Source organism: Nonomuraea sp. MG754425, from assembly GCF_021699195.1.
GTDB lineage: Bacteria > Actinomycetota > Actinomycetes > Streptosporangiales > Streptosporangiaceae > Nonomuraea.
Genome location: NZ_SSXE01000156.1, coordinates 1 through 23,438 on the forward strand (window position 1 = coordinate 1; position 23,438 = coordinate 23,438).

The 23,438-nt window shown below is 71.3% G+C and carries 17 protein-coding genes and 1 pseudogene; 12 read left to right on the forward strand and 6 right to left on the reverse strand.

Going from position 1 to position 23,438, the window contains the following annotated elements; genetic code table 11:
* A pseudogene (locus FAF44_RS39090) lies at nt 1-232 on the forward strand (hypothetical protein); the annotation flags it as partial.
* A gap of 73 nt (nt 233-305) precedes the next feature.
* Here FAF44_RS39090 and miaB read toward each other — a convergent pair.
* Nucleotides 306-1,802 (reverse strand): tRNA (N6-isopentenyl adenosine(37)-C2)-methylthiotransferase MiaB, encoded by a 1,497-nt coding sequence (gene miaB, locus FAF44_RS39095; protein ID WP_237108415.1) that lies wholly within the window; start codon nt 1,800-1,802, stop codon nt 306-308.
* A 137-nt stretch (nt 1,803-1,939) separates the two neighbouring features.
* Here miaB and FAF44_RS39100 point away from each other — a divergent pair, with 137 nt between their 5' ends.
* The 6 genes from FAF44_RS39100 (at nt 1,940) to FAF44_RS39125 (ending at nt 8,169) form a co-directional block, all read left to right on the forward strand.
* The gene (locus FAF44_RS39100) at nt 1,940-2,695 is read left to right on the forward strand and encodes an amino acid ABC transporter ATP-binding protein (RefSeq protein ID WP_272895605.1); all 756 of its coding nucleotides are present in this window, start codon (nt 1,940-1,942) and stop codon (nt 2,693-2,695) included.
* A 22-nt stretch (nt 2,696-2,717) separates the two neighbouring features.
* On the forward strand, nt 2,718-3,578 hold the full coding sequence (locus FAF44_RS39105) for a glutamate ABC transporter substrate-binding protein (protein ID WP_237108416.1): 861 nt from the start codon (nt 2,718-2,720) through the stop codon (nt 3,576-3,578).
* Between the two features lie 58 nt (nt 3,579-3,636).
* The gene (locus tag FAF44_RS39110; RefSeq protein ID WP_237108417.1) at nt 3,637-4,305 is read left to right on the forward strand and encodes an amino acid ABC transporter permease; all 669 of its coding nucleotides are present in this window, start codon (nt 3,637-3,639) and stop codon (nt 4,303-4,305) included.
* Complete coding sequence (locus tag FAF44_RS39115; RefSeq protein ID WP_237108418.1) at nt 4,302-5,219, forward strand: amino acid ABC transporter permease; 918 nt, start codon at nt 4,302-4,304, stop codon at nt 5,217-5,219. The genes FAF44_RS39110 and FAF44_RS39115 overlap by 4 nt, the downstream gene beginning before the upstream one ends.
* Before the next feature lie 192 nt (nt 5,220-5,411).
* The gene (locus FAF44_RS39120; RefSeq protein WP_237108419.1) at nt 5,412-6,272 is read left to right on the forward strand and encodes a glutamate ABC transporter substrate-binding protein; all 861 of its coding nucleotides are present in this window, start codon (nt 5,412-5,414) and stop codon (nt 6,270-6,272) included.
* Nucleotides 6,273-6,342: 70 nt separating this feature from the next.
* Nucleotides 6,343-8,169, forward strand: coding sequence for a prolyl oligopeptidase family serine peptidase (locus FAF44_RS39125; protein ID WP_237108420.1), 1,827 nt, complete (start codon nt 6,343-6,345; stop codon nt 8,167-8,169).
* Nucleotides 8,170-8,656: 487 nt separating this feature from the next.
* Here the strand turns inward: FAF44_RS39125 and rny are convergent, their stop codons facing one another.
* The 3 genes from rny to recA form a co-directional block, all read right to left on the reverse strand.
* Nucleotides 8,657-10,273 (reverse strand): ribonuclease Y, encoded by a 1,617-nt coding sequence (gene rny, locus FAF44_RS39130; RefSeq protein WP_237108421.1) that lies wholly within the window; start codon nt 10,271-10,273, stop codon nt 8,657-8,659.
* Between the two features lie 611 nt (nt 10,274-10,884).
* The gene (gene recX, locus FAF44_RS56065; protein WP_308193457.1) at nt 10,885-12,243 is read right to left on the reverse strand and encodes a recombination regulator RecX; all 1,359 of its coding nucleotides are present in this window, start codon (nt 12,241-12,243) and stop codon (nt 10,885-10,887) included.
* Nucleotides 12,244-12,254: 11 nt separating this feature from the next.
* The gene (gene recA, locus FAF44_RS39140; protein ID WP_237108422.1) at nt 12,255-13,349 is read right to left on the reverse strand and encodes a recombinase RecA; all 1,095 of its coding nucleotides are present in this window, start codon (nt 13,347-13,349) and stop codon (nt 12,255-12,257) included.
* 431 nt (nt 13,350-13,780) lie between these two features.
* On the opposite strand from recA, the gene FAF44_RS39145 reads away from it, so the two are divergent.
* A complete protein-coding gene (locus FAF44_RS39145; RefSeq protein WP_237108423.1) occupies nt 13,781-14,074 on the forward strand; it encodes a hypothetical protein in 294 nt (97 codons plus the stop codon).
* A gap of 10 nt (nt 14,075-14,084) precedes the next feature.
* On the opposite strand, the gene FAF44_RS39150 is transcribed toward FAF44_RS39145, so the two are convergent.
* Nucleotides 14,085-14,279: a DUF3046 domain-containing protein gene (locus FAF44_RS39150; RefSeq protein WP_237108424.1), complete on the reverse strand. Its 195-nt coding sequence runs from the start codon at nt 14,277-14,279 to the stop codon at nt 14,085-14,087.
* Nucleotides 14,280-14,518: 239 nt separating this feature from the next.
* Nucleotides 14,519-15,007, reverse strand: a complete 489-nt coding sequence (locus FAF44_RS39155; protein ID WP_237108425.1) for a VOC family protein — start codon at nt 15,005-15,007, stop codon at nt 14,519-14,521.
* 89 nt (nt 15,008-15,096) lie between these two features.
* Here FAF44_RS39155 and FAF44_RS39160 point away from each other — a divergent pair, with 89 nt between their 5' ends.
* From FAF44_RS39160 to FAF44_RS39175, 4 genes are all read left to right on the forward strand, one after another.
* Nucleotides 15,097-19,725, forward strand: coding sequence for an ATP-dependent helicase (locus FAF44_RS39160; protein WP_237108426.1), 4,629 nt, complete (start codon nt 15,097-15,099; stop codon nt 19,723-19,725).
* Between the two features lie 522 nt (nt 19,726-20,247).
* Complete coding sequence (locus tag FAF44_RS39165) at nt 20,248-20,853, forward strand: TetR/AcrR family transcriptional regulator (protein WP_237108427.1); 606 nt, start codon at nt 20,248-20,250, stop codon at nt 20,851-20,853.
* Nucleotides 20,850-21,602 carry an ABC transporter ATP-binding protein gene (locus tag FAF44_RS39170; RefSeq protein ID WP_237108428.1) on the forward strand — a complete coding sequence of 251 codons (753 nt, stop codon included), beginning with the start codon at nt 20,850-20,852 and terminating at the stop codon, nt 21,600-21,602. Before FAF44_RS39165 ends, FAF44_RS39170 begins: the two co-directional genes overlap by 4 nt.
* Complete coding sequence (locus FAF44_RS39175; protein WP_237108429.1) at nt 21,593-23,353, forward strand: hypothetical protein; 1,761 nt, start codon at nt 21,593-21,595, stop codon at nt 23,351-23,353. The genes FAF44_RS39170 and FAF44_RS39175 overlap by 10 nt, the downstream gene beginning before the upstream one ends.
* The last annotated feature ends 85 nt before the right edge of the window (nt 23,354-23,438 follow it).

Consider the following 23,438-nt stretch of genomic DNA (forward strand, 5'->3'; position numbering starts at 1 on the left):
GCTTCCCGCGCCGCAGGAATCGCCCGCCCCGCAGGCACCCCCGCAGGCGCCGCCCAGGGAGCGCCCCGCGCCGGACCGCCAGACCGAGCCCCTCGCCCCCGCACACGGAGGCGGAAACGGAGGCGGAAACGGGGGCGGAAACGGGGGCGGAACGGCCGCCAACCCCTGCGCCACCTTCCAGGACTTCCGCAGGCAGCCCTGCTACGACCTGCTCAACCGCGTCGGCCGCTGATCCCGTCCGGCCGCGCACGCGAAAACCCCGGACGGTCGAGGACCGGCCGGGGCAACCGCGACAGACGGCGAAGTCAGTGGGCGGAACAGCCGCCGGTGGCGGCGGGCAGCGCAGCCGGGCGGCCGATGCCGGGCATGCCCAGCGACACCCCCTTGCCCGATGCCGCGCCGCCGCCCTGGCGGGCCTGCCAGGCGTCGCCCGCCCGGGTGCGGCGCACCCCCAGGACGGCCCCGTCGGCCACCAGGTGGTGCGGGGCGGCGTAGGTGACCTCGACCGTCACCATGTCGCCCGGCCGCGGCGTCTCGGACCCGACCGCGAAGTGCACGAGCCGGTTGTCCGGCGCGCGCCCCGACAGCCGCCGGGTGGCCTCGTCCTTGCGGCCCTCACCCTCGGCGACCAGCACCTCGATCGTCCGCCCGACCTGCTGCTTGTTCTCCGCCCACGAGATCTCCTCCTGCAGGGCCACGAGCCGCTCGTAGCGCTCCTGCACGATCTCCTTGGGCACCTGGTCGGGCATGGTGGCCGCGGGCGTGCCGGGCCGGATGGAGTACTGGAAGGTGAAGGCGTTGGCGAAGCGGCTCTGCCGGACGACGTCGAGGGTGCCCTGGAAGTCCTCCTCCGTCTCCCCGGGGAAGCCGACGATGATGTCGGTGGAGATGGCCGCGTCGGGCATGGCCGCGCGTACGCGCTCGATGATGCCGAGGTAACGCTCGGCGCGGTACGAGCGGCGCATGGCCCGCAGCACCCGGTCGGAGCCGGACTGCAGGGGCATGTGGAGCTGGTGCATCACGTTGGGCGTCTCGGCCATGGCGGCGATCACGTCGTCGGTGAAGGCGGCCGGGTGGGGCGAGGTGAAGCGCACCCGCTCCAGGCCCTCGACCTCGCCGCAGGCGCGCAGCAGCTTGCCGAAGGCGAGCCGGTCGCCGAACTCCACGCCGTAGGTGTTGACGTTCTGCCCGAGCAGCGTGACCTCCAGGGCCCCCTGCTCCACCAGGGCGTTGACCTCGGCCAGGATGTCTCCGGGCCGGCGGTCCTTCTCCTTGCCGCGCAGCGAGGGGACGATGCAGAACGTGCAGGTGTTGTTGCAGCCCACCGAGATGGACACCCAGGCCGCGTAGGCGGACTCGCGCTTGGTGGGCAGCGTCGAGGGGAAGACCTCGAGCGACTCCTTCAGCTCGACCTGGGACTCGCCCGCGATGCGGGCTCGCTCCAGCAGCACCGGCAGCGAGCCGATGTTGTGCGTGCCGAACACGACGTCGACCCAGGGCGCCCTGCGGACGATCTCACCCTGGTCCTTCTGCGCCAGGCAGCCGCCGACGGCGATCTGCATGCGCGGGTTGCGCGTCTTGGCCGGGCGGAGGTGGCCGAGGTTGCCGTAGAGGCGGTTGTCGGCGTTCTCCCGCACGGCGCACGTGTTGAACACGACCACGTCGGCCGCTTCGCCCTCGGGCGCGGCCACGTAGCCGGCGTCCTCCAGCAGGCCAGACAGCCGCTCGGAGTCGTGGACGTTCATCTGGCACCCGTATGTGCGCACTTCGTATGTGCGGGCGCCCTCCTGGGTCACAGTCATGGCAGGTTCAAGGGTAGTCGTTGTCCGGCCTGCGACGGTCCGAACGGGTCTAAAAGGCCAGCTTGACGGCATGATGTGATCGGATCGGTACCGCTCGGTTAGTGCACAGCGTTCTAACGCCCTCTACGTTTTACTCCATGACGGAGAACGGCGACGTCACTCCACTGGTCCAGTTGGAGAACGTCAACAAGCACTTCGGGGCGCTGCATGTCCTGAAGAACATCAACTTGACCGTCTCTCGTGGCGAGGTTCTGGTCGTCATCGGCCCTTCGGGCGGCGGTAAGAGCACGCTCTGCCGCACGATGAACCGGTTGGAGACGATCAACGACGGGAAGATCATATTTGACGGCCAGGTGCTGCCCGCCGAGGGCAAGGGGCTGGCCAGGTTGCGTTCCGAGGTCGGAATGGTCTTCCAGTCGTTCAACTTGTTCGCACACAAGACCATCCGGGAGAACGTCACCCTCGGCCCGGTCAAGGTGCGCGGCATCGCCAAGGCCACCGCCGACAAGCGGGCGATGGAACTGCTCGAACGGGTGGGCATCGCGGCGCAGGCGGACAAATATCCGGCCCAGCTCTCGGGCGGTCAGCAGCAACGCGTCGCGATCGCCAGGGCGCTGGCCATGGACCCGAAGATGATCCTGTTCGACGAGCCCACCTCCGCGCTGGACCCCGAGATGGTGCAGGAGGTGCTCGACGTCATGATCGGGCTGGCACGCGATGGCATGACCATGGTGGTCGTCACCCACGAGATGGGGTTCGCCCGCAGGGCCGCCAACCGGGTCGTGTTCATGGCAGACGGGCAGATCGTCGAGGAGAACACCCCCGACGAGTTCTTCACCAACGCGCAGACGGACCGTGCGCGCGACTTCCTCTCGAAGATCCTGACGCACTGAACGAGTATTGAGGCAGGTATACATGCACATGCGTCGAATGGGAGCGGTGCTCTCCATCGTGGCACTCGCCGGGGGCCTGGCCGCCTGTGGCGGCGGGGGCGAAACGTACGCCACCGTGGCCGACAAGATCGCCGGTGGCGGCACGGTCGTGGTCGGCACCAAGTGGGACCAGCCGAGCCTGGGCCTGAAGATGGGCAACGAGCCCGAGGGCTTCGACGTCGACGTGGCCAAGGCCGTGCTGAAGGAGGTGAACGGGGGCAAGGACGTCACCGTCGAGTGGAAGGAGTCGGCCTCCTCCAACCGCGAGCCGTTCCTCCAGAACGGCACGGTCGACATCATCTTCGCGACCTACTCCATCACGGAGGAGCGCAAGGGCAAGGTCAGCTTCGGCGGCCCGTACGTCATCGCCCACCAGGACATCATGGTGCGCAAGGACGACACGTCGATCAACACCCCGCAGGACCTCAAGGGCAAGAAGATCTGCAAGGCCTCCGGGTCCAACTCCTACAAGCGCATCACCGACCCGCCGCCGGACGGCGAGCTCGACATCGACGCCACCACCGTCGACGCCGCCAACTACTCCGAGTGCGTGCAGAAGCTGACGGGCAGCAACCTCGACGCCGTCACCACCGACGACCTGATCCTGGCGGGCTTCGCCAAGCAGGCCGGCGGCAACTTCAAGGTGCTCGGTCAGGGCTTCACCGACGAGAAGTACGGCATCGGCCTGAAGAAGGGCGACACCAAGACCTGCGAGGCCGTCAACAAGGCCGTGGCGACGCTGTGGAGCAACGGCACCATGAAGACGCTGCTGGACAAGTGGTTCGGCGGCATCCAGGGCCTCAACCTGTCCTCGACCGCGCCGCCGGCCGAGGGTTGCGCCTGATCACGTCGGTGACGGCGGCCGGTGACCCGGCCGCCCGTCGCCCTTGCGGTGGAGCACGATGGACGAACTAATCAAGTACGCCCCCGATCTCGGCCTGGGATTCCTGGAGAACGTCAAGCTGTCGATCGTGGCCGCGGTCGCCTCCTTGATCCTCGGCACGATCCTGCTGGCGATGCGGGTCTCACCCACGCCGGTGCTGCGCGCGGCCGGCACCTTTTACGTCAACGTGGTGCGCAACACCCCGCTCACGCTGGTCCTGGCGTTCTCGGCACTGGGTCTGAGCGATCAGCTCGGCCTGGTCTTCTCCGAGACACCGCTGACCAACTCGTTCTGGATCGTGGCGATGGGCCTGTCGGTGTACACCGCGGCCTTCGTGTGCGAGGCGCTGCGCGCGGGCGTGAACACGGTGCCGATGGGCCAGGCCGAGGCGGCCAGGGCGATCGGGCTGACGTTCATGCAGTCGCTGACGATGATCATCCTGCCGCAGGCGTTCCGCGCGGTCGTCGCGCCGCTGGGCAGCGTGATGATCGCCATGATCAAGAACACCACGGTCGCGACCGCTGGCGGCTTCCTCGCCGACGCCGCGGCGGTCATGAAGATCACCTTCGACCAGACGGGGGCGTCGATTCCGATCTTCCTCGGCATCGTCGTCGCCTTCATGGTGCTGACCATGCCCATCGGGTTCTTCACCGGCTGGTTGTCGCGGCGGCTGGCGGTGGTCCGATGAGCACGTCCGTGCTGTTCGACGCGCCGGGCCCGCGCGGGCGGATCCGCAACCACGCGCTGACGGTGATCAGCGTCATCGCGGTCGGCGCCGTGCTGTACGCCGTGTACCGGGGCTTCGACAACAAGGGCCAGTTCGAGGGCAAGATCTGGCAGCCGTTCCTGCAGTGGGAGACCTGGGACTTCTACATCATCCCCGGCCTCATCGGCACGTTGCAGGCGGCGGCCGTGGCGGCGGTGCTCGCGCTGGCGTTCGGCGCGATCTTCGGCCTGGCCAGGCTCTCCGACCACGCGTGGATCCGGGTGCCGGCCGGCGTGGTGGTCGAGGTCTTCCGGGCCATCCCGCTGCTGCTGCTGATCTTCTTCATCTTCTACCTGGCACCCATGGTGGGCGGCGGCGGCGACTACGCCTTCATGGCGGTCGTGGTGGGCCTGATGCTCTACAACGGCTCGGTGCTGGCCGAGGTCGTCAGGGCCGGCGTGCACGCCGTGCCCAGAGGGCAGTCGGAGGCCGCGTACGCGGTCGGCATGCGCAAGAACCAGGTGATGCGGCTGGTGCTGCTGCCGCAGGCCGTCACGTCGATGATGCCCGCGATCGTCAGCCAGCTCGTGGTGCTGCTCAAGGACACCGCGCTCGGCTACATCATCGCCTACGTCGACCTGCTCAACACCGGCTTCAAGATCCTGCCCGCCCGCTTCTTCGGCTCGCTGATCCCGGCGGCGATCGTCATCGGCATCATCTACGTGGCGCTCAACATGGCGTTGAGCTACCTCGCCACGTGGCTGGAGCGGCGCAGCAGGCGCAGCCGCAAGACGGCGGCGCGCCCGGTCGCGGCGCCCGGCGCGGCCGAGGTCGGCGTGGCCGCGGGGCAGGGCACCGAAGGCGGCGGCCTGGCCCCGGACAAGCCACTGGAGTGACCCAGGCGGCTCCGGCGGAACCCGGCGGCGGTGGTGCGCGGCTCGCGCGCCGCCGCCGTCCCGCGTTCGGCCGCGTTTGTCGTGGTGGCCGCCAAGAAAGCCTCACATCTCGCCCAGTACGTCCCCGCAATGCGCCCGCGGGCGAGGTCCACACAGCACACTCCCTCTAACGGGACACCTCGGAGGGGACGGATGCAGCGGGCGGGCACGAGGGTCGCCAGCGCCGCGGCCACGATCACGGCCGTGGCGGGCCTGGCCGCGTGCGCGGGCCACGGCTCGTACACCACCGTCCTGGACAAGATCAAGGGCACCGGCACGGTCATCGTCGGCACCAAGTGGGACCAGCCGAACCTGGGGATGAAGGTCGGCAACGAGCCGGAGGGCTTCGACGTCGACGTCGCCCGGTACATCGTCAATCACCTCGCCGGCGGCGCCCCGGTCAAGATCACCTGGCGCGAGTCGCCGTCGTCCACCCGCGAGGCGCTGCTCCAGAACGGCACCGTGGACATGATCGTGGCCTCCTACTCCATCACCGCGTCCCGCAAGCCCAAGGTGACCTTCGGCGGCCCATACGTGATCGTCCCGCAGGACACCATGGTCCGCGCCTCCGACACGAGCATCCAGAACGTCTACGACCTGCGTGGCAAGCGCATCTGCCTGGCCGAGGGCTCGAACTCGTACCGGCGGATCGTGGACCCGCCCCCCGACGGCAAGCTGAACCTGCCGGCCACGCTGGTGGAGGCGGCCAACTACTCCGACTGCGTACGCAAGCTCGCCGAGGACCAACTCGACGCCGTCAGCACCGAGAACCTGGCCCTGGCCGGCTACGCCGAGGCGGACCCCGGCATGTTCCGGCTGCTCAACGAGCCGATCACCGACGAGAAGTGGGGCGTCGGGCTCAAGAAGGGCGACACCAAGACGTGCGAGGCCGTCAACCGCGCGGTGCTCGCCATGTGGAAGAGCGGGACGACCACCCGGCTGCTGCGCAAATGGTTCGGCAAGACCGATCTCGTCCTCCCCTCCACCCTGCCGGCCCCCGAAGGTTGCCCCTGACCTCCCGGGATCGACCTCGATCTATGGGGACCGGCCCGCACTCCAGGCGATCTTCCGGCAGGATGCGGGTATGCCTTTCTGGCCCTCCCCCATTTCGACCAGAGACGTCGCCGGCTCCGGCGTGCGTCCCGGCTGGCCCACTCTCGGAGACGGCCGGGTGTGGTGGACCGAGGACCGTCCCGACGAGGGCGGACGCACGGTCATCGTGCGCCGCTCCGCCGACGGCACCTGCCATGACCTGCTGCCGGCGCCCTGGTGCGCGCGTACGCGAGTGCACGAGTACGGCGGCCGGCCGTACGCCGTGACACCCGGCGGCGAGGTGGTCTTCGCCAACCTGACGGACCAGCGGCTGTATCTTCTGGCCGATAACGGCGAGCCGAAACCCCTCACCGGCGAGGGCTACCGCTACGCCGATCTGCTGGTACACGACGACCAGGTGTGGTGCGTACGCGAGCACCACGACCAGAACGGCAAGGTCACCAGGGCCGTCGTGGCGATCCCGCTGGACGGCGGCGAGACCCGCGTCTGGGCCACCGGCTGCGACTTCTACGCCGCTCCCGCCGTCTCGCCCGACGGACGGCATCTCGCCTACGTCTGCTGGAACCACCCCCGCATGCCCTGGGACGGCACCGAACTACGCGTCGTCCCCCTCACCGGCGGCTCGCCCGGCGGCACGAGCGCCTGGACGGTCCGGGGCGGCCCCACCGAGTCCGTGCTGGCCCCGGCCTGGAAGGACGACTCCCACCTCTACCTGCTCTCCGACGCCTCCGGCTGGTGGAACCTCTACGAGATCGGCCTGCGCGGCGACGGGGCGCGCGCGCTGTGCCCCGCCGAGGAGGAGTTCACGCTGCCGCCGTGGCAGCTCGGCGGAATGCCGTACGCGGTGCTCTCCGACGGCCGCCTCGCGGTCCTGCACGGGCGTGGCGACCTGCGGCTGGGCCTGCTCGACCCCGCCTCGGGCACGCTCACCGACCTCGACCTGCCCTACACTGGCTGGAACGCGGCGCTGGCCGCCGACGGCACGTCCGTCGCCGCCATCGGGTACGCCGCCACGACACCCCGCTCGATCGTGACCGTGGACACCGCCACGGGCGGGCACCTGCCGCTCCGACCGGGTGCCGCGAACCTGCCCGACCCGGCCTACCTGCCCCTCCCTGAAGCCGTGCGGATGGGCGAGGTCGAGGGCTTCCTCTACCGGCCGCACGCCCCCGCCGTCGAGGGCACGCCGCCGTACGTGATCTTCGTGCACGGCGGCCCGACCGCGCACGCCGACACCGCGCTCGACCTGGAGAAGGCGTTCCTGACCTCGCGCGGCGTCGGCGTGCTGGACCTCAACTACGGCGGCTCCACCGGCTACGGGCGGGCCTACCGCGAGCGGCTCAGGGGCCAGTGGGGCGTGGTGGACGTCGAGGACGCCGTCGCCGCCGCCCGCTGGCTGGCCGCGCAGGGCCTGGCCGACCCCGCCCGGATCGCCGTACGCGGCGGCAGCGCGGGCGGCTGGACGGTCATGGCGGCCTGCTGCCGCTCGGACGTGTTCGCCGGAGGCGTGTCCTACTACGGCGTCAGCGCGCTCGCCCCGCTCGTCGCGCACACCCACGACTTCGAGTCCCGGTACGTGGAATGGCTCGTGGGACCCGCCGACCCGCAGGTCTACGCCTCCCGGGAGCCGCTGGCGCTCGTGGACGGGGTGAGCTGTCCCATGCTGCTCCTGCAGGGGCTCGACGACCCAGTGGTGCCGCCCGAGCAGTCCTCCGGCTTCGCCGAGGCGCTGTCCGAGCGCGGGGTGCCTTGTACGTACCTGGCCTTCGAGGGCGAGTCCCACGGCTTCCGCCGCACAGAGACCCGAGCGGCGGCACTGGCCGCGGAACTGGCCTTCTACCAGCAGATCTTCTCCTGACCAACGTCCACCGCCCCGGGCCCGACAGCGCCCGGGCCACATCCGACTCCTGGAGGGAGCAGCGGGCTCAGAGGCCCCGGCCGACTCCCGAGCAGGACCCGGGCAGACCGGGGGGCGGCCCACAGTAACCGCCAAGCTCGACCAACCCCCGTGCGAAGGAAACACAGCCAGCGCAACGGCTCAGGGAAAGAGCGGCGGGCTAAGAAGACCCGGCCGACCACCGATCCAGGTAGGTCAGAGAAGGCGGCCGACCACGGACACCGGCAGGCTCGACCCGCCACCGTGCGCGATGGCCCCGGAGGGCTCTGCCGGCTCCTGGAGCGGGCGGCCCAAATCCAGCGGGTTCGGCGGAGTCGGCCGGTCCGGCGGCTCTGGCGGGGTCGGTGGGCCCGGCGGAATCAGCGGGCCGGCGGCCTTGGCGGAGTCGGCGGCGCCAGCCGGTCCGACGGGATCAGCCGGTCCGACGGGTCCGGCGGCTTTGGCGGGGTCAGCGGGCGAACTCGGTTGCGCGGGACTCTCGGACCACCGTGATGCGGATCTGCCCGGGATAGGTGAGTTCCTCCTCCACCTGCTTGGCCACGTCCCGCGCGATCACCTGCGCCTGGATGTCGTCGATCGCGTCCGGCTTGACCATGACGCGGATCTCCCGCCCGGCCTGCATGGCGAACACCTTCTCCACGCCCTCGTACGACTGGGCGATCTCCTCCAGCCGCTCCAGCCGCTTGACGTACGCCTCCAGCGACTCGCGCCGGGCTCCGGGACGGCTGCCGCTGATCGCGTCGGCGGCCTGGGTGAGCACCGCCTCGACGGTACGCACCTCGACCTCGTTGTGGTGCGCCTCGATGGCGTGCACCACGTCCTCCTCCTCGCCGTACCTGCGGGCGATCTCCGCCCCGATCAGCGCGTGGCTGCCCTCGACCTCGTGGGTCAGGGCCTTGCCGATGTCGTGGAGCAGGGCGCAGCGCTTCATCAGCGTCTGGTTCAGCTTGAGCTCGGCGGCCATGATGCCGGCGATGTGAGCGGACTCGATGAGGTGCTTGAGCACGTTCTGGCCGTAGGAGGTGCGGTAGCGCAGTTGCCCGAGCAGCAGGGTCAGCTCGGGGTGCATGTCGGTGATGCCCAGCTCGACGAGGGCGTCCTCACCGGCTCGTGCGCACAGGTCCTGGACCTCCTGGCGGCTGCGGTCGTGCGCCTCCTCGATGCGCTGGGGGTGGATGCGTCCGTCGAGCACCAGCTTCTCCAGCGTCAGCCGCGCCGTCTCCCGCCTGACCGGGTCGAAGCACGACAGCAGCACCGCTTCGGGGGTGTCGTCGATGATGAGGTTCACGCCGGTGGTGGACTCGAAGGCGCGGATGTTGCGCCCCTCACGGCCGATGATCCGGCCCTTCATCTCGTCGCCCGGCAGGTGCAGGACGCTCACCACCGACTCGGCCGTCTGCTCGGCCGCCAGCCGCTGCACGGCCAGCGTCACGATCTTCGTGGCCCGCTTCTCGCCCTCCTTGCGGGCGTCCCCCTCGATCTCCCTGATGATCAGCGCGGCCTCGCGCTTGGCCTGGTTCTCGATCTCCCGGACCAGCTCGGCCTTGGCCTGCTCGCCGGTCAGCCCGGCCACCCGCTCCAGGATGACCCGCCGCTCCTCCTCGACCTGCAGCAGTTCCGAACGCCGGTCGGCCAGCTCGACCTCGGTCTCGCCCAGCTTCCTGTCACGTTCCGTCTGCCGCCGGGCCTCCTCGTCCAGCCGCTGCTCCCGCTCGGCGAGCCGGGCCTCGCGGCGTTCCAGGTCGGTACGCAGTTCCTTCAGCTCGCTCTTGAGCGTCCGGCTCTCCTCCTCGACCTCCCGCCGTAGCTGTGCGGCGCTCTCGGAGGCCACCTCCGACCTGCGCAGGGTCTCCTCGGCGTCGCTCTCCGCCTGGTGGCGGATCTCCCGCGCCTGCGTACGCGCCTGCTCCAGCTCCTCGTGCACCGCCTGTGCCTGCTCAGGGCTCGGCTTTCCGCCGCGAGGCAGACCGCCTGAGGTGCGCCGTATGACGACGAGGAGCGCCACGATCATCCCGAACGCGAGCACGAGCACCGCCACCATCAGCACCACGACCAGCGGCCCCATGTGCGCCCCGCCCTCCTCGCGTCGTCAAGAACTCGTAACGCGGCCACAAAACGGGAGGGGTCACGGGCGCGCAGCGGAAAGCCCGGTCGGCGTCATCGCCGGGATAGATGTCAAGCCAAGACTGATGGGGCGTCGACTCCCACCGCCGACACCTCTCCTGCCTCGATCAATTCGTCCGTCGTTCACCGGTATGGCAATCCGCGCTGCGCGGAGTAACTCCTCACTGCCGTCGAGGTTATGCGTCGAACAGGTCACGAGCAAGCAAACGCGTCATCAAGCGTGTCTTACAGGGCTCCCCGCGCGGCTCTCAGCGCGGCACACGCGCGCCACGCGACCGGGCCGCAAGCTGGACCCGCATCCGACATCAATCGCCACATACGCGCCTTTTGAGCGGATCCGCGCCAATGCCCAGCGCAGGGCGCGCACCCCGGCAACACCGCATGAAGTGAGCCGGAACAACCAGCCCTCCTGACAACGGCCGCCGGAACACGTGCCCGAACGACCTAGCCACAAATGCGCGACACGACCGAACCGGGACGCACCCGATCAAGGCGGGATCCGCCACTTGGCGGGGCCACCACCCATCGGACCCGGTGGCGGTGTCTCGGCTGCTAGGAGTAGTCCTCCTCCACCTCGATGCCCTCCTGTTCGAGTGCCTCCCGGATGACGCGGAAGGACAGGCCGGAGGGGTAGCCCTTGCGGGCGAGCATGCCGGCCAGCCGGCGGGTGCGGGTCTGCGGGTCGAGGGAGCGGGTGGCGGCGAGCTTGCGTTCCACCAGCCGGCGCGCCGTCTCCTCCTCCTGATCGGGGTCGAGCCGCTCCACGGCCTCGTTGACCGTGTCGCTGTCGACGCCCCGGTGCCGCAACTCGGCCGCGAGCGCGCGCTTGGCCAGCCCCCGGCCGTGGTGCCGGGAGTCGACCCAGGCCGTCGCGAACGCCTCGTCGTTGATCAGCCCCAGTTCCGAGAACCGGCTGAGCACCGCCTCGGCGGCCTCCTCCGGTACGTCCCGCTTGCGCAGCGCCTCGGCGAGTTGGGCGCGGGTCTTGGGCGCCATGGTGAGCAGCCGCAGGCAGATGGCCCGAGCCACGGACTCCGGATCGGCCTTGGGGCCCGAGCCCGCCGGCGACTCACCGTCGGGCCCGTCGGGGAGCCACCCCCGGCCCCGTTCCTTCTTCCGCCCTCCGCGTCCGGAGCGCCCACGACCGCCACGGCGCTGCCCGGTCGTGCTCCCGCGCTCCCCCGTTTCGGAGCTGTCGGTGCCCGGCCGGCCCACCGCCTCGCCGAAGCGTTCTGAGCGGTCGCCGCGCCTCCCGGCCGCCCCGTCACCGTGTCCGGGCTCGTTGCCGAGCCATCCGGCCGCGTCGGCGGGACCCCACGTCTCGGAGGTGGAGGTGTGCGACTCGTCGGTCGGCCACCGAGGCTCGGCGGTCGGTCGTTCAGGTGCTTCGGCCAGCCGGCCGCTCTCCCGGCCCGGACGTCCGGACTTCGCGCCGGAGCGTCCGGTGCGCTTGCCGGATCCGCCCGACCGGCGCTTGCCGCTGTCGTCCTGCTCCGGGGGCGCGAACCAACTGCTTCCGGCCAGCACCTCGGAGTGCCACTCGTCTCCTGGCCGCTTCGTGACGGGGGCGGGATCAGCGTTCCGACCGGCCTGCCGGCCGACGCCGCCCTGGGCGTCACCGTCGCCCAGGTCGGCCGCTTCGCCCTGGGCCTCCGCGCCGATGTCCGCGGCACCGCCGCCGCTGAGCGGGACCGCGTCGTCGGACATGGTCAGGTCATCGGACGCGTCGTCGGACGTAGCCGGGGCGGTGGAGTCGGCGGCGCGGGTGCGGATGCGTTGCTCGCGCCACTCGGCCACCGACGGCCAGCCGTCCGCGGCCGAGCCGGCCAGGTCACGGGGGCGGGACCGCTGGGCGGGCCAGGCGCCCCGCTCGGACGGCTGGGGCGCGTGCGGTCGGTCCGGGCTGCTCATCGGGCCAGCGATCAGACGTCACCCGGCTTCGGCGTGGACTTCGAGCCGCGACCCGAGGAAGCGGCGGCCGGAGCGGGCGCGGCGGCGGCGGGTTCGGCGGGCGCGTCGAGACGCGGGCCGACCCCCAGCTTGTCCTTGATCTTCTTCTCGATCTCGTTGGCCATGTCGGGGTGGTTCTTCAGGAAGTTACGGGCGTTCTCCTTGCCCTGGCCGAGCTGGTCGCCCTCGTAGGTGTACCAGGCGCCGGACTTGCGGACGAAGCCGTGCTCCACACCCATGTCGATGAGGCCGCCCTCGCGGGAGATGCCCACGCCGTAGAGGATGTCGAAGTCGGCGACGCGGAAGGGCGGAGCCATCTTGTTCTTGACGACCTTGATCCTGGTGCGGTTGCCGACCGCCTCCGTGCCGTCCTTGAGGGTCTCGATGCGGCGGATGTCCATCCGGACCGAGGCGTAGAACTTCAGCGCCTTACCACCGGTCGTGGTCTCGGGGCTGCCGAACATGACGCCGATCTTCTCGCGGAGCTGGTTGATGAAGATGGCGGTGGTGCCGGTGCTGTTGAGGGCGCCGGCGATCTTACGCAGGGCCTGGGACATGAGGCGGGCCTGAAGGCCGACGTGGCTGTCGCCCATCTCGCCCTCGATCTCGGCCTTGGGCACCAGGGCGGCGACCGAGTCGATGACGATGATGTCGACGGCGCCGGACCTGATCAGCATGTCGGCGATCTCGAGCGCCTGCTCACCCGTGTCGGGCTGGGAGACCAGCAGGGCGTCGGTGTCGACCCCCAGCTTCTTGGCGTATTCGGGGTCGAGGGCGTGCTCGGCGTCGATGAACGCCGCGATGCCCCCGGCCCGCTGGGCGTTGGCCACGGCGTGCAGGGCGACCGTGGTCTTGCCCGAGGACTCCGGGCCGTAGATCTCCACGATGCGCCCGCGCGGCAGGCCACCGATGCCGAGGGCCACGTCAAGGGAGATCGACCCCGTGGGGACCACCTCGATGGGGGCTCGGGCGTCGTCGCCCAGTCTCATGACGGAGCCCTTGCCGAACTGCCGCTCGATCTGAGCGAGCGCGGTCTCGAGGGCCTTCTCGCGGTCGTTGATAGCCATGGGAACTCCCCCTGGAGGGTCGTGGTCCGATCAGTCGAGTGAAAGCTACGGCCTGCCACCGACAATTTCCGTCGCAGTCGGGGAAGGCGGCGCCTGGCTTTGCCCATCGTAGCCGAACGGCTGTTCGATCACAGCAGGAACACGCAGGTGGCTCGCCGGCCCCTTGTTCATCGCGGGTCACGCCCGTCGACCCACCGGCCAGGCGATCAGGCCGGCCCGCGGGCGACAGCCGCCGACCGGTCCGAGCGCGGGTTCGACTCCCCAGGCCGGCGACCCGCCGGCGCACGGATTTCCGCACGCCCGTACGCACTCGCGTTCGGCCCCGGGACGCCGGAGCGCCCTCATGAAGACCCCGCCGCAACGACGTTCGAGTGCGTTGCCTCCTACGTGTTGTCAGGGTCAGTGAGCTGGGGAGACTCACTGCAGGGGCGATGACTGGAGGCGACGTGGCGAGCGGCTACACCGGGGAACGACGCGTCCATCTCGAGGCGCTCGCCGAACTGTTGCCCACGCACGGCCTGGTCAGCCGCTTGGTCGGCGGCGAGGACCCGGTGTTGTGGGTGTGGCATCCGCACACCGGCCGTCAGACGGTCATCTTCGCCACGCCGTCGCATCGCGGCTGGCAGTTCCTGTGGTCGCCGGGCGGGCAGAGCGCCGCCGCCGAGCTGGAGCGCACGGCCACGGCGCTCCGGGACGCCCTCGACCTCGCGCACCCACCGGCCTGACCCGGGGGTGCTAGCGCAGCTTGGACGAGACGTCCTCCACCTGGCAGACCGCCCGCCACACCGTCTTGGCGCTCTCTCCGTCGGCGAGCGCCTGCACGACGGTGCGACCGCCCAGCGGGGCGAGGACGTAGTCGCGGGCCCACGACTCCGCGTACATCTCGCCGAAGTGAGCGTTCATCCGTCTCCAGAACTCGGTCAGGCGCATGAACTCAAGTATGAAAGCGCGCGCGGGGTGGGTAGGACATCCGCATGCCAAAGACCCCCAAGTCTTCGCCCCCGAAGACAGCCAAGACGAAGGCCAACAGGGCCCGGCGCCGCCACTTACAGCTCGCGCTGCGCCAGACCGTGCAACAGGAGAAGGCAGAGCGTGCCGAGCGGCACGCGGGCATCAGACAGGAGCCGCGCGCGGGCGCGCCGCGCACCCGTAGGGCGTCGCGGCGCTAGTCACAACACCCGCGTGCCGTACATCTCACCGAGATGGTCGGCGAGCAGCTCCAGCCGTGCGCCGTCGGGGTCCTTGAAGTAGATGGAGGCGCCGCTCTCCACCTGGTGCGGCACGCCGGCCATCTCCAGCTTTCCGCGCAGCCGCTCCCAGGTGGCGGGATCGACGGAGATCGCGATGTGGTGCAGCCCGCCGAGCACTTCCTGGTACGGCCCGAGGTCGAGCCCCGGGAAGTCGAAGAACGCGAGCAGGTTGCCGTTGCCGATGTCGAAGAAGAAGTGGGTCGAGCCCTTGTAGTCGCGATTCTCGATGATCTCCGTCAGCGGGAACTCCAGGAGTTCCTGGTAGAACTTGACGGTGCGTTCCACGTCGGACGAGATCAGGGCCACGTGGTGCAGGCCCCGCGCGCTGCTGGACGGTCGGTGCGGTAACACGTAGCGCTGTCGTATCTCCGCACGGCGGGCTTCGATGGCCGCGTAATCGATGGTCACGGTCGCTGTATGTCCGCAAGGCCGCCCGCTCAATCACCCGCGCCGGGCCGGATGCGTTTTCTGTCGGTGGCGCGAGGCAGTATGTGCGGGTGAGTTCGCTAGCCCAGTTCAGCCAGGTGACCAGGCAATGGTTCGCCGGAGCCTTCCACGCGCCCACGGCCGCCCAGGAGGGCGCCTGGGAGTCGATCTCGCGCGGTGACAACACGCTGGTCGTCGCGCCCACCGGCTCGGGCAAGACGCTGGCGGCGTTCCTGTGGTCCCTCGACCGGCTGGCCGCCTCCGAAGAGGCCGGGGAGCAGACGAAGGGCACGCGCGTGCTGTACGTCTCGCCGCTCAAGGCGCTGGCCGTCGACGTCGAGCGCAACCTGCGCGCCCCGCTGGCCGGGCTGAAGCAGACGGCGCGGCGGCTCGGCCTGCCGGTGCCCGAGATCTCGGTGGCGATCCGCTCGGGCGACACCCCGGCCGCTGAGCGCCGGCGGTTCGCGGCCAGGCCGTCCGACATCCTGATCACCACGCCCGAGTCGCTGTTCCTGCTGCTCACCAGCCAGGCGCGCGAGGCGCTGCGCGGCGTCGGCACGGTGATCGTCGATGAGGTGCACGCGGTCGCGGGCACCAAGCGCGGCGCCCATCTCGCGCTCAGTCTGGAACGGCTCGACACGCTGCTCGACCGGCCGGCGCAGCGGGTGGGGCTGTCGGCGACCGTCCGGCCGGTGAGCGAGGTGGCGGCGTTCCTGGGCGGGGCGCGGCCGGCCACCGTGGTGCAGCCGCCGTCGGACAAGCGCATCGAGGTCGAGGTCGTCGTCCCCGTCGAGGACATGACGGAGATGGAGGGCCGGCCGCGGGGGCAGGAGGAGGAGTTCGCGCCCGAGCCGGGCAACCGGTCGATCTGGCCCCACGTCGAAGACCGGCTGTTCGACCTGATCGAGGCCCACAGCTCCACGATCGTGTTCGCCAACTCACGGCGGCTGGCGGAGCGGCTGTGCACGCGGCTCAACGAGCTGGCCTACGAGCGGGAGCAGGGCCCCGAGGCGATCGACCTGGCCGTTTGGGAGACCCCTGGGGCGGGTCCGGCAAAGCCGATGCCCGCCGAGCTGATGGCGCAGGCGGGCGCGAGCAAGGGGGTCGTGACCGAGATCGTGCGCGCGCACCACGGCTCGGTCTCCAAGGAGGAGCGGGCGCAGATCGAGGAGGCGCTCAAGTCGGGCCGCCTGCCCGCCGTCGTCGCCACCTCCAGCCTGGAGCTGGGCATCGACATGGGCGCGGTCGACCTGGTGGCGTGCGTCGAGGCGCCGCCGAGCGTGGCCAGCGGGCTGCAGCGCATCGGCCGGGCCGGGCACCAGGTGGGCGCGGTGTCCAGGGGCGTCATCTTCCCCAAATACCGGGGCGACCTGGTGCAGACCGCCGTGGTCGCCGAGCGGATGAAGAGCGGCCTGATCGAGGAGCTGCGCTATCCGCGTAACCCGCTCGACGTGCTGGCCCAGCAGATCGTGGCGATGACCGCGCTCGACGAGTGGACGGTCGACGAGCTGGAGAGCGTGGTCAAGCGGGCCGCGCCGTACGCCACACTGCCGCGCGGCGCGCTGGAGGCCACGCTCGACATGCTGGCCGGGCGTTATCCGAGCGAGGAGTTCGCCGAGCTGCGGCCCCGCATCGTGTGGGACCGCGTCACCGGCACCCTCCAGGGGCGTCCGGGCGCGCAGCGGCTGGCGGTGACCAACGGCGGCACGATCCCCGACCGCGGCCTGTTCGGCGTGTTCCTGGTGGGCGAGCGCGCCTCCAGGGTCGGTGAACTCGACGAGGAGATGGTCTACGAGTCGCGCGTCGGCGACGTGTTCGTGCTGGGCGCGACCTCCTGGCGGATCGAGGACATCACGGCCGACCGGGTGCTCGTCTCGCCCGCGCCGGGGCAGCCGGGCAAGCTGCCGTTCTGGCACGGCGACGCGCCGGGGCGGCCGGCCGAGCTGGGCCGGGCGATCGGGCAGTTCCTGCGCGAACAGGCCAAACAGGGCTCGACGGAGCGGATGCGGGCGGCTGGGCTCGACGAGTTCGCCGCGGGCAATCTGCTGGCCTACCTCGACGAGCAGCGCGCGGCCACCGGCTACGTCCCCGACGACCGTACGTTGCTGGTGGAGCGCTTCCACGACGAGCTGGGCGACTGGCGCGTGGTCATCCACTCCCCCTACGGCGCCCGCGTGCACGCGCCCTGGGCGCTGGCGATCAGCCGGCGGCTGCGCGAGCGCTACGGCATCGACGTGCAGGCCGTGCACTCCGACGACGGCATCGTGCTGCGCATCCCCGACACGCTGGCCGAGCCGCCCACCGACGTGGCGGCCTTCGACGCCGAGGAGATCGAGCAGATCGTCACCGAGGAACTGGGCGGGTCGGCCATGTTCGCCTCCCGGTTCAGGGAGTGCGCGGGCCGGGCGTTGCTGCTGCCGCGCCGCACGCCCGGCAGGCGCAGCCCGCTGTGGCAGCAGCGGCAGCGGGCGGCCAACCTGCTGGGCGTGGCCTCGCAGTACGCCTCGTTCCCCATCGTGCTGGAGACGATGCGCGAGTGCCTCCAGGACGTCTTCGACGTGCCCGGCCTGGTGGGGCTCATGCGCGACATCGCCGCGCGCAGGGTGCGGGTGGTGGAGGTGGAGACCTCCCAGGCCTCGCCGTTCGCCGCCGCGCTGCTGTTCCACTACGTGGGCGCGTTCATGTACGAGGGCGACGCCCCGCTGGCCGAGCGCCGGGCGCAGGCCCTGGCACTCGACACCACGCTGCTGGCCGAACTGCTCGGCCAGGCCGACCTGCGCGAGCTGCTCGACCCCGACGTGATCTCCGACAGCGAACGCGAGCTGGCCAGGCTCGACCGTCCGCTGCGCGATCTGGAGGACCTCGCCGACCTGCTGCGCTCGCACGGGCCGCTGCTGGCGCCCGACGTGAGCGTGCGCGGCGGCGATCCCGCCTGGCTGGAGGAGCTGGAGCGGGCGCGGCGGGCGATCAGGGTGCGCATCGCCGGGGAGGAGCAGTGGGCGGCCATCGAGGACGCCGCGCGCGTGCGTGACGCGCTGGGCACGCCGCTGCCCGTCGGGATCCCGCACGCGTTCCTGGAGCCGGTGGCCGATCCGCTGGCCGACCTGGTGGCGCGGCACGCCCGTACGCGGGGGCCGTTCCATGCCGGCACCGCCGCCGTCAGGTTCGGGCTCGGGGTGGCCGTGGTGACCGACGCGCTGCGGCGGCTGGCCGCGAGCGGGCGGGTCGTCAACGGGGAGTTCCGGCCCGGCGGGCGCGGCGAGGAGTGGTGCGACGCCGGGGTGCTGCGGATGTTGCGCCGCAGGTCGCTGGCGCGGTTGCGCAAGGAGGTCGAGCCGGTCGTGCCGGAGACGCTGGCGCTGTTCCTGCCGGCCTGGCACGGCGTCACCGGCACCGACCGGTCGGCGGTCTCGGGCGCGGCCGGCTCGGCACGGGCCCTCGACGCGCTGGTGCGTTCGATCGAGCAACTCCAGGGGGCCGCGGTGCCCGCCTCGGCGCTGGAGACGCTGGTGCTGCCCTCGCGGGTGCCCGGTTACCATCCGGCGCTGCTCGACGAGCTGACCTCGTCGGGCGATGTCATGTGGGTGGGCCAGGGGTCGCTGCCGGGCGGTGACGGATGGGTGTCGCTCTACTTCGCCGACACCGCGCCGCTGCTGCTGCCGGAGCCCGCCGAGATCACGATGACGCCGGTGCACGAGCGGGTGCTGGAGCTGCTCGGCGGGGGTGGCGCGCTGTTCTTCCGCGGGGTCTCCGACCAGCTCGGATCCACGGTGGACGACACCACGCTGGTGGCCGCACTGTGGGACCTGGTGTGGGCCGGGCGGATCTCCGGTGACACGCTCGCCCCGCTGCGTGCCACGCTCGGCACGGGGCGGCCCGCGCACCGGCCCGCGACGACGCGGCGGCGCAGGGCCGTGCTGCCGAGCAGGAGTGGTCCGCCGACCGTGGCCGGGCGGTGGTGGCTGCTGCCCGCGCCCGCCGCCGACGCGACGCAGCGGGCCCACGCGCAGGCCGAGGTGCTGCTGGAACGGCACGGGGTGGTCACCCGCGGGGCGGTGACGTCGGAGCGGCTGCCGGGGGGATTCACACCCGTTTATCAGGTTCTTCGGGCGTACGAGGAGAGCGGGCGGTGCCGCCGGGGCTACTTCGTCGAGGGGCTCGGGGGCGCGCAGTTCGCCCTGCCGGGGGCGGTGGACCGGATGCGCGCCATGGCACCGGGCATCGCGCCCGCCGCCCAGCCTGCCGACGCCGGTGACGAGGGCTTCGGCGGCCAGGGCTTCGGCGGTGGGGTGGCTGGTGGTTTCGGCGGGAGCGGCCGGCGTCCGAGGGCGGAGCGACGGGCCGTGGTGCTGGCCGCCGCCGACCCGGCCAGCCCGTACGGCGCGGCGCTGCCCTGGCCGCAGCACCCCGGCGACATCGGGCACAAGCCGGGCAGGAAAGCCGGCTCGCTGGTCGTGCTCGTGGACGGGCACCTGGTGCTCTACGTCGAACGCGGCGGCAAGACACTGCTGTCGTTCAGCGACGGCGACCGGTTGCAGCCGGCGGTGGACGCGCTGGCCCTGTCCGTACGTGACGGGGCACTGGGCAAGCTGACCGTGGAGCGGGCCGACGGCACGTCCATCGTGGAGTCGCCGTTGGCCGCGGCCCTGGAGGCGGCCGGCTTCCACCCGACACCGCGAGGTCTACGCCTGCGCGCCTGACGGCCCGTACGAGGGCGGTCGCACACCACGAAAACACCCGCCCCCGCGCGGCCGATGACCCACCTCCCGCCGGCACCGAATCCCGGCACCACGCTTCCCTCACCTGCGCCGGCGGCGGGTGGGCGGCTGCAAGACACAGCCGGGCCGAGGGCAGGACCGGGCGGGAGACCAGGCAAGGCCGCGCGAGGGCGCCTGAGGCATGGGCGGCGGGGGATGCCCGGCGGGGGTGCGGAAGCGCACCGCGTCAGGGAGCCGGGGCGTTTCCAGGCGAGGGCGTGCAGCGCAGCGGGCCGGGGCGCGCTGAGGCGGAAGCGTGCGGCGTGGTGGGCAGGGGTGCCGGGTCGGGGGGCGTCGTCGCCGCATGCATGCGGCTCCCCCGTGCCAGTGATCGTTTAGGGGGCGTCCGCCCTCTCGGTGCCCCCGTGCGTCCCACCTGCGCTTATGTCCGAACGGAAAGGGCGATGCGCGGGTTTGCCGAGAGAGGGTTTACCGAAGTTTGAACGGCTGTTTAAAATCCTGATCGTGTCGCCAGAAAGTCGAACGTTCATTGAAGAGGCGCGTCGGGCCCAGATCATCGAGTGCGCCATCGACGTGCTCGCCGAACGCGGCTACGCCCACACGACGCTGGCCAAGATCGCCAGGAGGGCCAGGATCAGCACCGGCGTCATCTCGTACCACTTCGGCGGCAAGACCCAGCTCATCCAGGCGGTGGTCGCCGAGGTGGCCAAGCTGGCGACCGACCTGATGATCCCGCGGATCCTCGCCCAGCCCACCGCGGCCGAGGGCCTGCGCGCCTACATCGAGAGCAACCTCGACTTCATGCGCCTGCACCGCAAGCCGCTGCTGGCGCTGGTGGAGATCGTCACGCACGCGACGGGCCAGGACGGCGACCCGCACCCGTACGCGCGCCAGGCCGAGACCTCCGTCACCGACCTGGAGAAGCTCCTCGACTGGGGCCGCAGCTCCGGCGAGTTCCGCGACTTCGACTCACGCAGCATGGCCATCGCCATCAGGGGCGCGATCGACGCCGTGCCCGGCCACCTGCTCAACGATCCCGGCTTCGACCTCGACCGGCTCGCCAGCGAACTGGTCACCACCTTCACCCTCGCGACCAGGAGACACTCATGACAGCGCCGGCCTTGGAGATCAAGGGCCTTTCGAAGACGTTCGGCGACAACACCGCCGTCGACCATGTGGACCTGAGTGTGCCTCAGGGCTCGTTCTACGGCCTGGTCGGGCAGAACGGCGCGGGCAAGACGACCACGCTGTCCATGGCCGTGGGCCTGCTGCGTCCGGACGCCGGCTCGGCGCGGATCTTCGGAGCCGACGTGTGGACCGACCCCGCGAAGGCCAAGCAACTCGTCGGCGTGCTGCCGGACGGCATGGCCATGCCGGAGCGGCTCACCGGCCGCGAGGTGCTGACCTACCTCGGGCTGCTGCGCGGGCTGAGCAAGGAGGTGGTGGCCGAGCGCGCCGACGAGCTGCTGTCGGTGCTGGAGCTGGACTCGGCGGAGAAGACGCTCGTCATCGAGTACTCCACCGGCATGCGCAAGAAGATCGGCCTGGCCACGGCACTGCTGCACGCGCCCAGGCTGCTGGTCCTGGACGAGCCGTTCGAGGCGGTGGACCCGGTGTCCGCGGCGACGATCAAGACGATCCTGCGCGGCTTCGTGGCGAGCGGCGGCTCGATCGTGCTGTCGAGCCACGTGATGGCGCTGGTGGAGCAGCTCTGCGACCACGTCGGCGTCATCGACCGGGGACGGGTGGCGGCCGCGGGCCCGCTGGCGGAGGTACGCGGGGCCGCGACGCTCGAGGACAGGTTCGTGGAACTGGTGGGCGCGGGCTCCACCACGGCCAAGGGGCTGTCATGGCTGTAGCTCTCACCATGGCCAGGATGAAGATCGCGATCCTGCGCCATTCGATCAAGGGCCAGCAGCGCGGCATGATGAGCTCGGCGGCCACGCTCGGCGTGCTGCTGGCGCTCGGCACGGCGTATCTGGCGTTCCAGGACGGCGAGTGGCTGGCCGCCGCCTACAGCGTGTGGATGCTGGGCTGGATCATCGGCCCCGTGTTCTCGGGCGGCGGCGACGAGACATTACGGCCGGAGTTCTTCTCGCTGCTGGGGCTGCCGGCGCGGCGGATGGCGTCCGGGCTGCTGGTGGCCGCGTTCGTGGGGGTGGCCCCGGCGGTCAGCCTGCTGGCGCTGGTGGGGCTGGTGGTCGCGGGCGCGCGCGACGGCGTCGTGGGCGCGCTCGTGGCCGTGCCGGCGATGGTGTTGCAGCTCGCGGTGTTCGTGTTGCTGTCGAAGGTGACGGTGGCGCTGCTGGGCCTCGCGCTGGGTTCCAGGGTCGGCGCGATCGGCGCCGGCGTGGTCAACGGCGTGATCCTCGCCTTTCTGGGGCAGATCTGGGTGTTCATGGTCGCCCTGGGGCAGGGCGGGCAGATCCCGGAGTTCGTGCGGTACCTGCCATCCGGGTGGGGGCTGCTCGCCGTGCGGGGCGAGTACGCGGCGCTGGCCGCGCTGGTGGTGCTGGTCGGGCTGCTGCTGGCGGCGTGGGCGGCGCTGCTGACCAGGCGGGCGGGCGCGAGCGGGACGTCGGCGCGCGGACGGCGGCCGATGCGGGCCAGCGGTCCGTACGGCGCGGTGGTGGCCAAGGAACTGCGTTCGTGGACGCGTGACCTGGTCCGCAACCACCAGCTCGCGTTCGCGTTCACGTACGGGGTGGCGTTCTCCGCGATGCCGCTGGTGGTGGGCATCAAGGAGATGGTGCCGCTGGCGGGGCCGTTGTTCATCATGATGGCGGCGGCGATGACGTCCAACGCGTACGGCCTCGACGGCACCGCCCACTGGCTCACGCTGATGACGCCGGGCGCGTCCGACGTGCGAGGCCGGCAACTGGCCTGGCTGGCGGCGGTGGGGCCGGTCGGGCTGGTGCTGGCGGTGGTCTGCACAGCGGTGGTGGGCGGGCCGTGGCCGCTGGTCATGGCGGCCACGTTCGCGCTGCTCGGCGGGGCCGCGGGCATGGTGCCGCTGGTCTCGGTGGTCGGGCTGGTGCCGGGCATCGACCCGAAGAAGCGGGGCGGCAACCCCCTGCGCACGAGTGAGGACGACGGCTCGCTCACCGGCATGGCGTACCTGATGCTGGTGCTGGTCGCGGTCACGGCGGCGCCCGCGGTGGTGGTGGCGGTGCTCTTCGGCTGGTGGGGCGTGCCGGCCGGGCTGCTGACGGGCGCGCTGTGCTGGTGGGGGCTCGGCCTGCTGGCCGAGCGGCGGCTGACGGCCGGCGGGCCGGAACTGCTGCACCTCATGCGGACGGGACGGCGGCCCGGAGGCGGCAAGGCGGCCGAGGCGGGCTCGGCGTTCAAGTTGCCCGAGAACATGTCGCGGACGCAGCGGATGATCGTGATGATCTGCGCGTCCTTCGGCGCGATCCCGCTGGTGCCGCAGGGGATCGTCGCGGCGGTCTTCGTCTCCAACGGGCAGTTGCGGCAGTCGTGGTTCCTGGCCACGCACATGTCGCCGGGCCTGCGCTGGCCGGTGGCGATCGGGTTCATGCTGCTGGGACTCGGCATGTACGCGACCGGCCTGTGGTTGTGGCTGCGCGCGAAGAAGGCCGCCACGAAGTAACCACCCGCCGCCCCGGCCACCCGGGGGGCCGGAGGCCGGGGCGGAGCAGGGGCCCCGCGAGGGCGGGGCCCGCAAGGCGGTGGCC

What these genes read in the sequence shown, in the direction of transcription:
- FAF44_RS39145 (WP_237108423.1), top strand. Translation starts at nt 13,781, where the DNA reads ATGACTGGAGGCGACGTGGCGAGCGGCTACACCGGGGAACGACGCGTC.
- FAF44_RS39125 (WP_237108420.1), top strand. Translation starts at nt 6,343, where the DNA reads ATGCCTTTCTGGCCCTCCCCCATTTCGACCAGAGACGTCGCCGGCTCC.
- FAF44_RS39105 (WP_237108416.1), top strand. Translation starts at nt 2,718, where the DNA reads ATGCACATGCGTCGAATGGGAGCGGTGCTCTCCATCGTGGCACTCGCC.
- FAF44_RS39100 (WP_272895605.1), top strand. Translation starts at nt 1,940, where the DNA reads ATGACGGAGAACGGCGACGTCACTCCACTGGTCCAGTTGGAGAACGTC.
- miaB (WP_237108415.1), bottom strand. Translation starts at nt 1,802, where the DNA reads ATGACTGTGACCCAGGAGGGCGCCCGCACATACGAAGTGCGCACATAC.
- FAF44_RS39175 (WP_237108429.1), top strand. Translation starts at nt 21,593, where the DNA reads ATGGCTGTAGCTCTCACCATGGCCAGGATGAAGATCGCGATCCTGCGC.
- FAF44_RS39115 (WP_237108418.1), top strand. Translation starts at nt 4,302, where the DNA reads ATGAGCACGTCCGTGCTGTTCGACGCGCCGGGCCCGCGCGGGCGGATC.
- FAF44_RS39120 (WP_237108419.1), top strand. Translation starts at nt 5,412, where the DNA reads ATGCAGCGGGCGGGCACGAGGGTCGCCAGCGCCGCGGCCACGATCACG.
- FAF44_RS39110 (WP_237108417.1), top strand. Translation starts at nt 3,637, where the DNA reads ATGGACGAACTAATCAAGTACGCCCCCGATCTCGGCCTGGGATTCCTG.
- FAF44_RS39150 (WP_237108424.1), bottom strand. Translation starts at nt 14,279, where the DNA reads ATGCGCCTGACCGAGTTCTGGAGACGGATGAACGCTCACTTCGGCGAG.
- rny (WP_237108421.1), bottom strand. Translation starts at nt 10,273, where the DNA reads ATGGGGCCGCTGGTCGTGGTGCTGATGGTGGCGGTGCTCGTGCTCGCG.
- recA (WP_237108422.1), bottom strand. Translation starts at nt 13,349, where the DNA reads ATGGCTATCAACGACCGCGAGAAGGCCCTCGAGACCGCGCTCGCTCAG.
- recX (WP_308193457.1), bottom strand. Translation starts at nt 12,243, where the DNA reads ATGAGCAGCCCGGACCGACCGCACGCGCCCCAGCCGTCCGAGCGGGGC.
- FAF44_RS39170 (WP_237108428.1), top strand. Translation starts at nt 20,850, where the DNA reads ATGACAGCGCCGGCCTTGGAGATCAAGGGCCTTTCGAAGACGTTCGGC.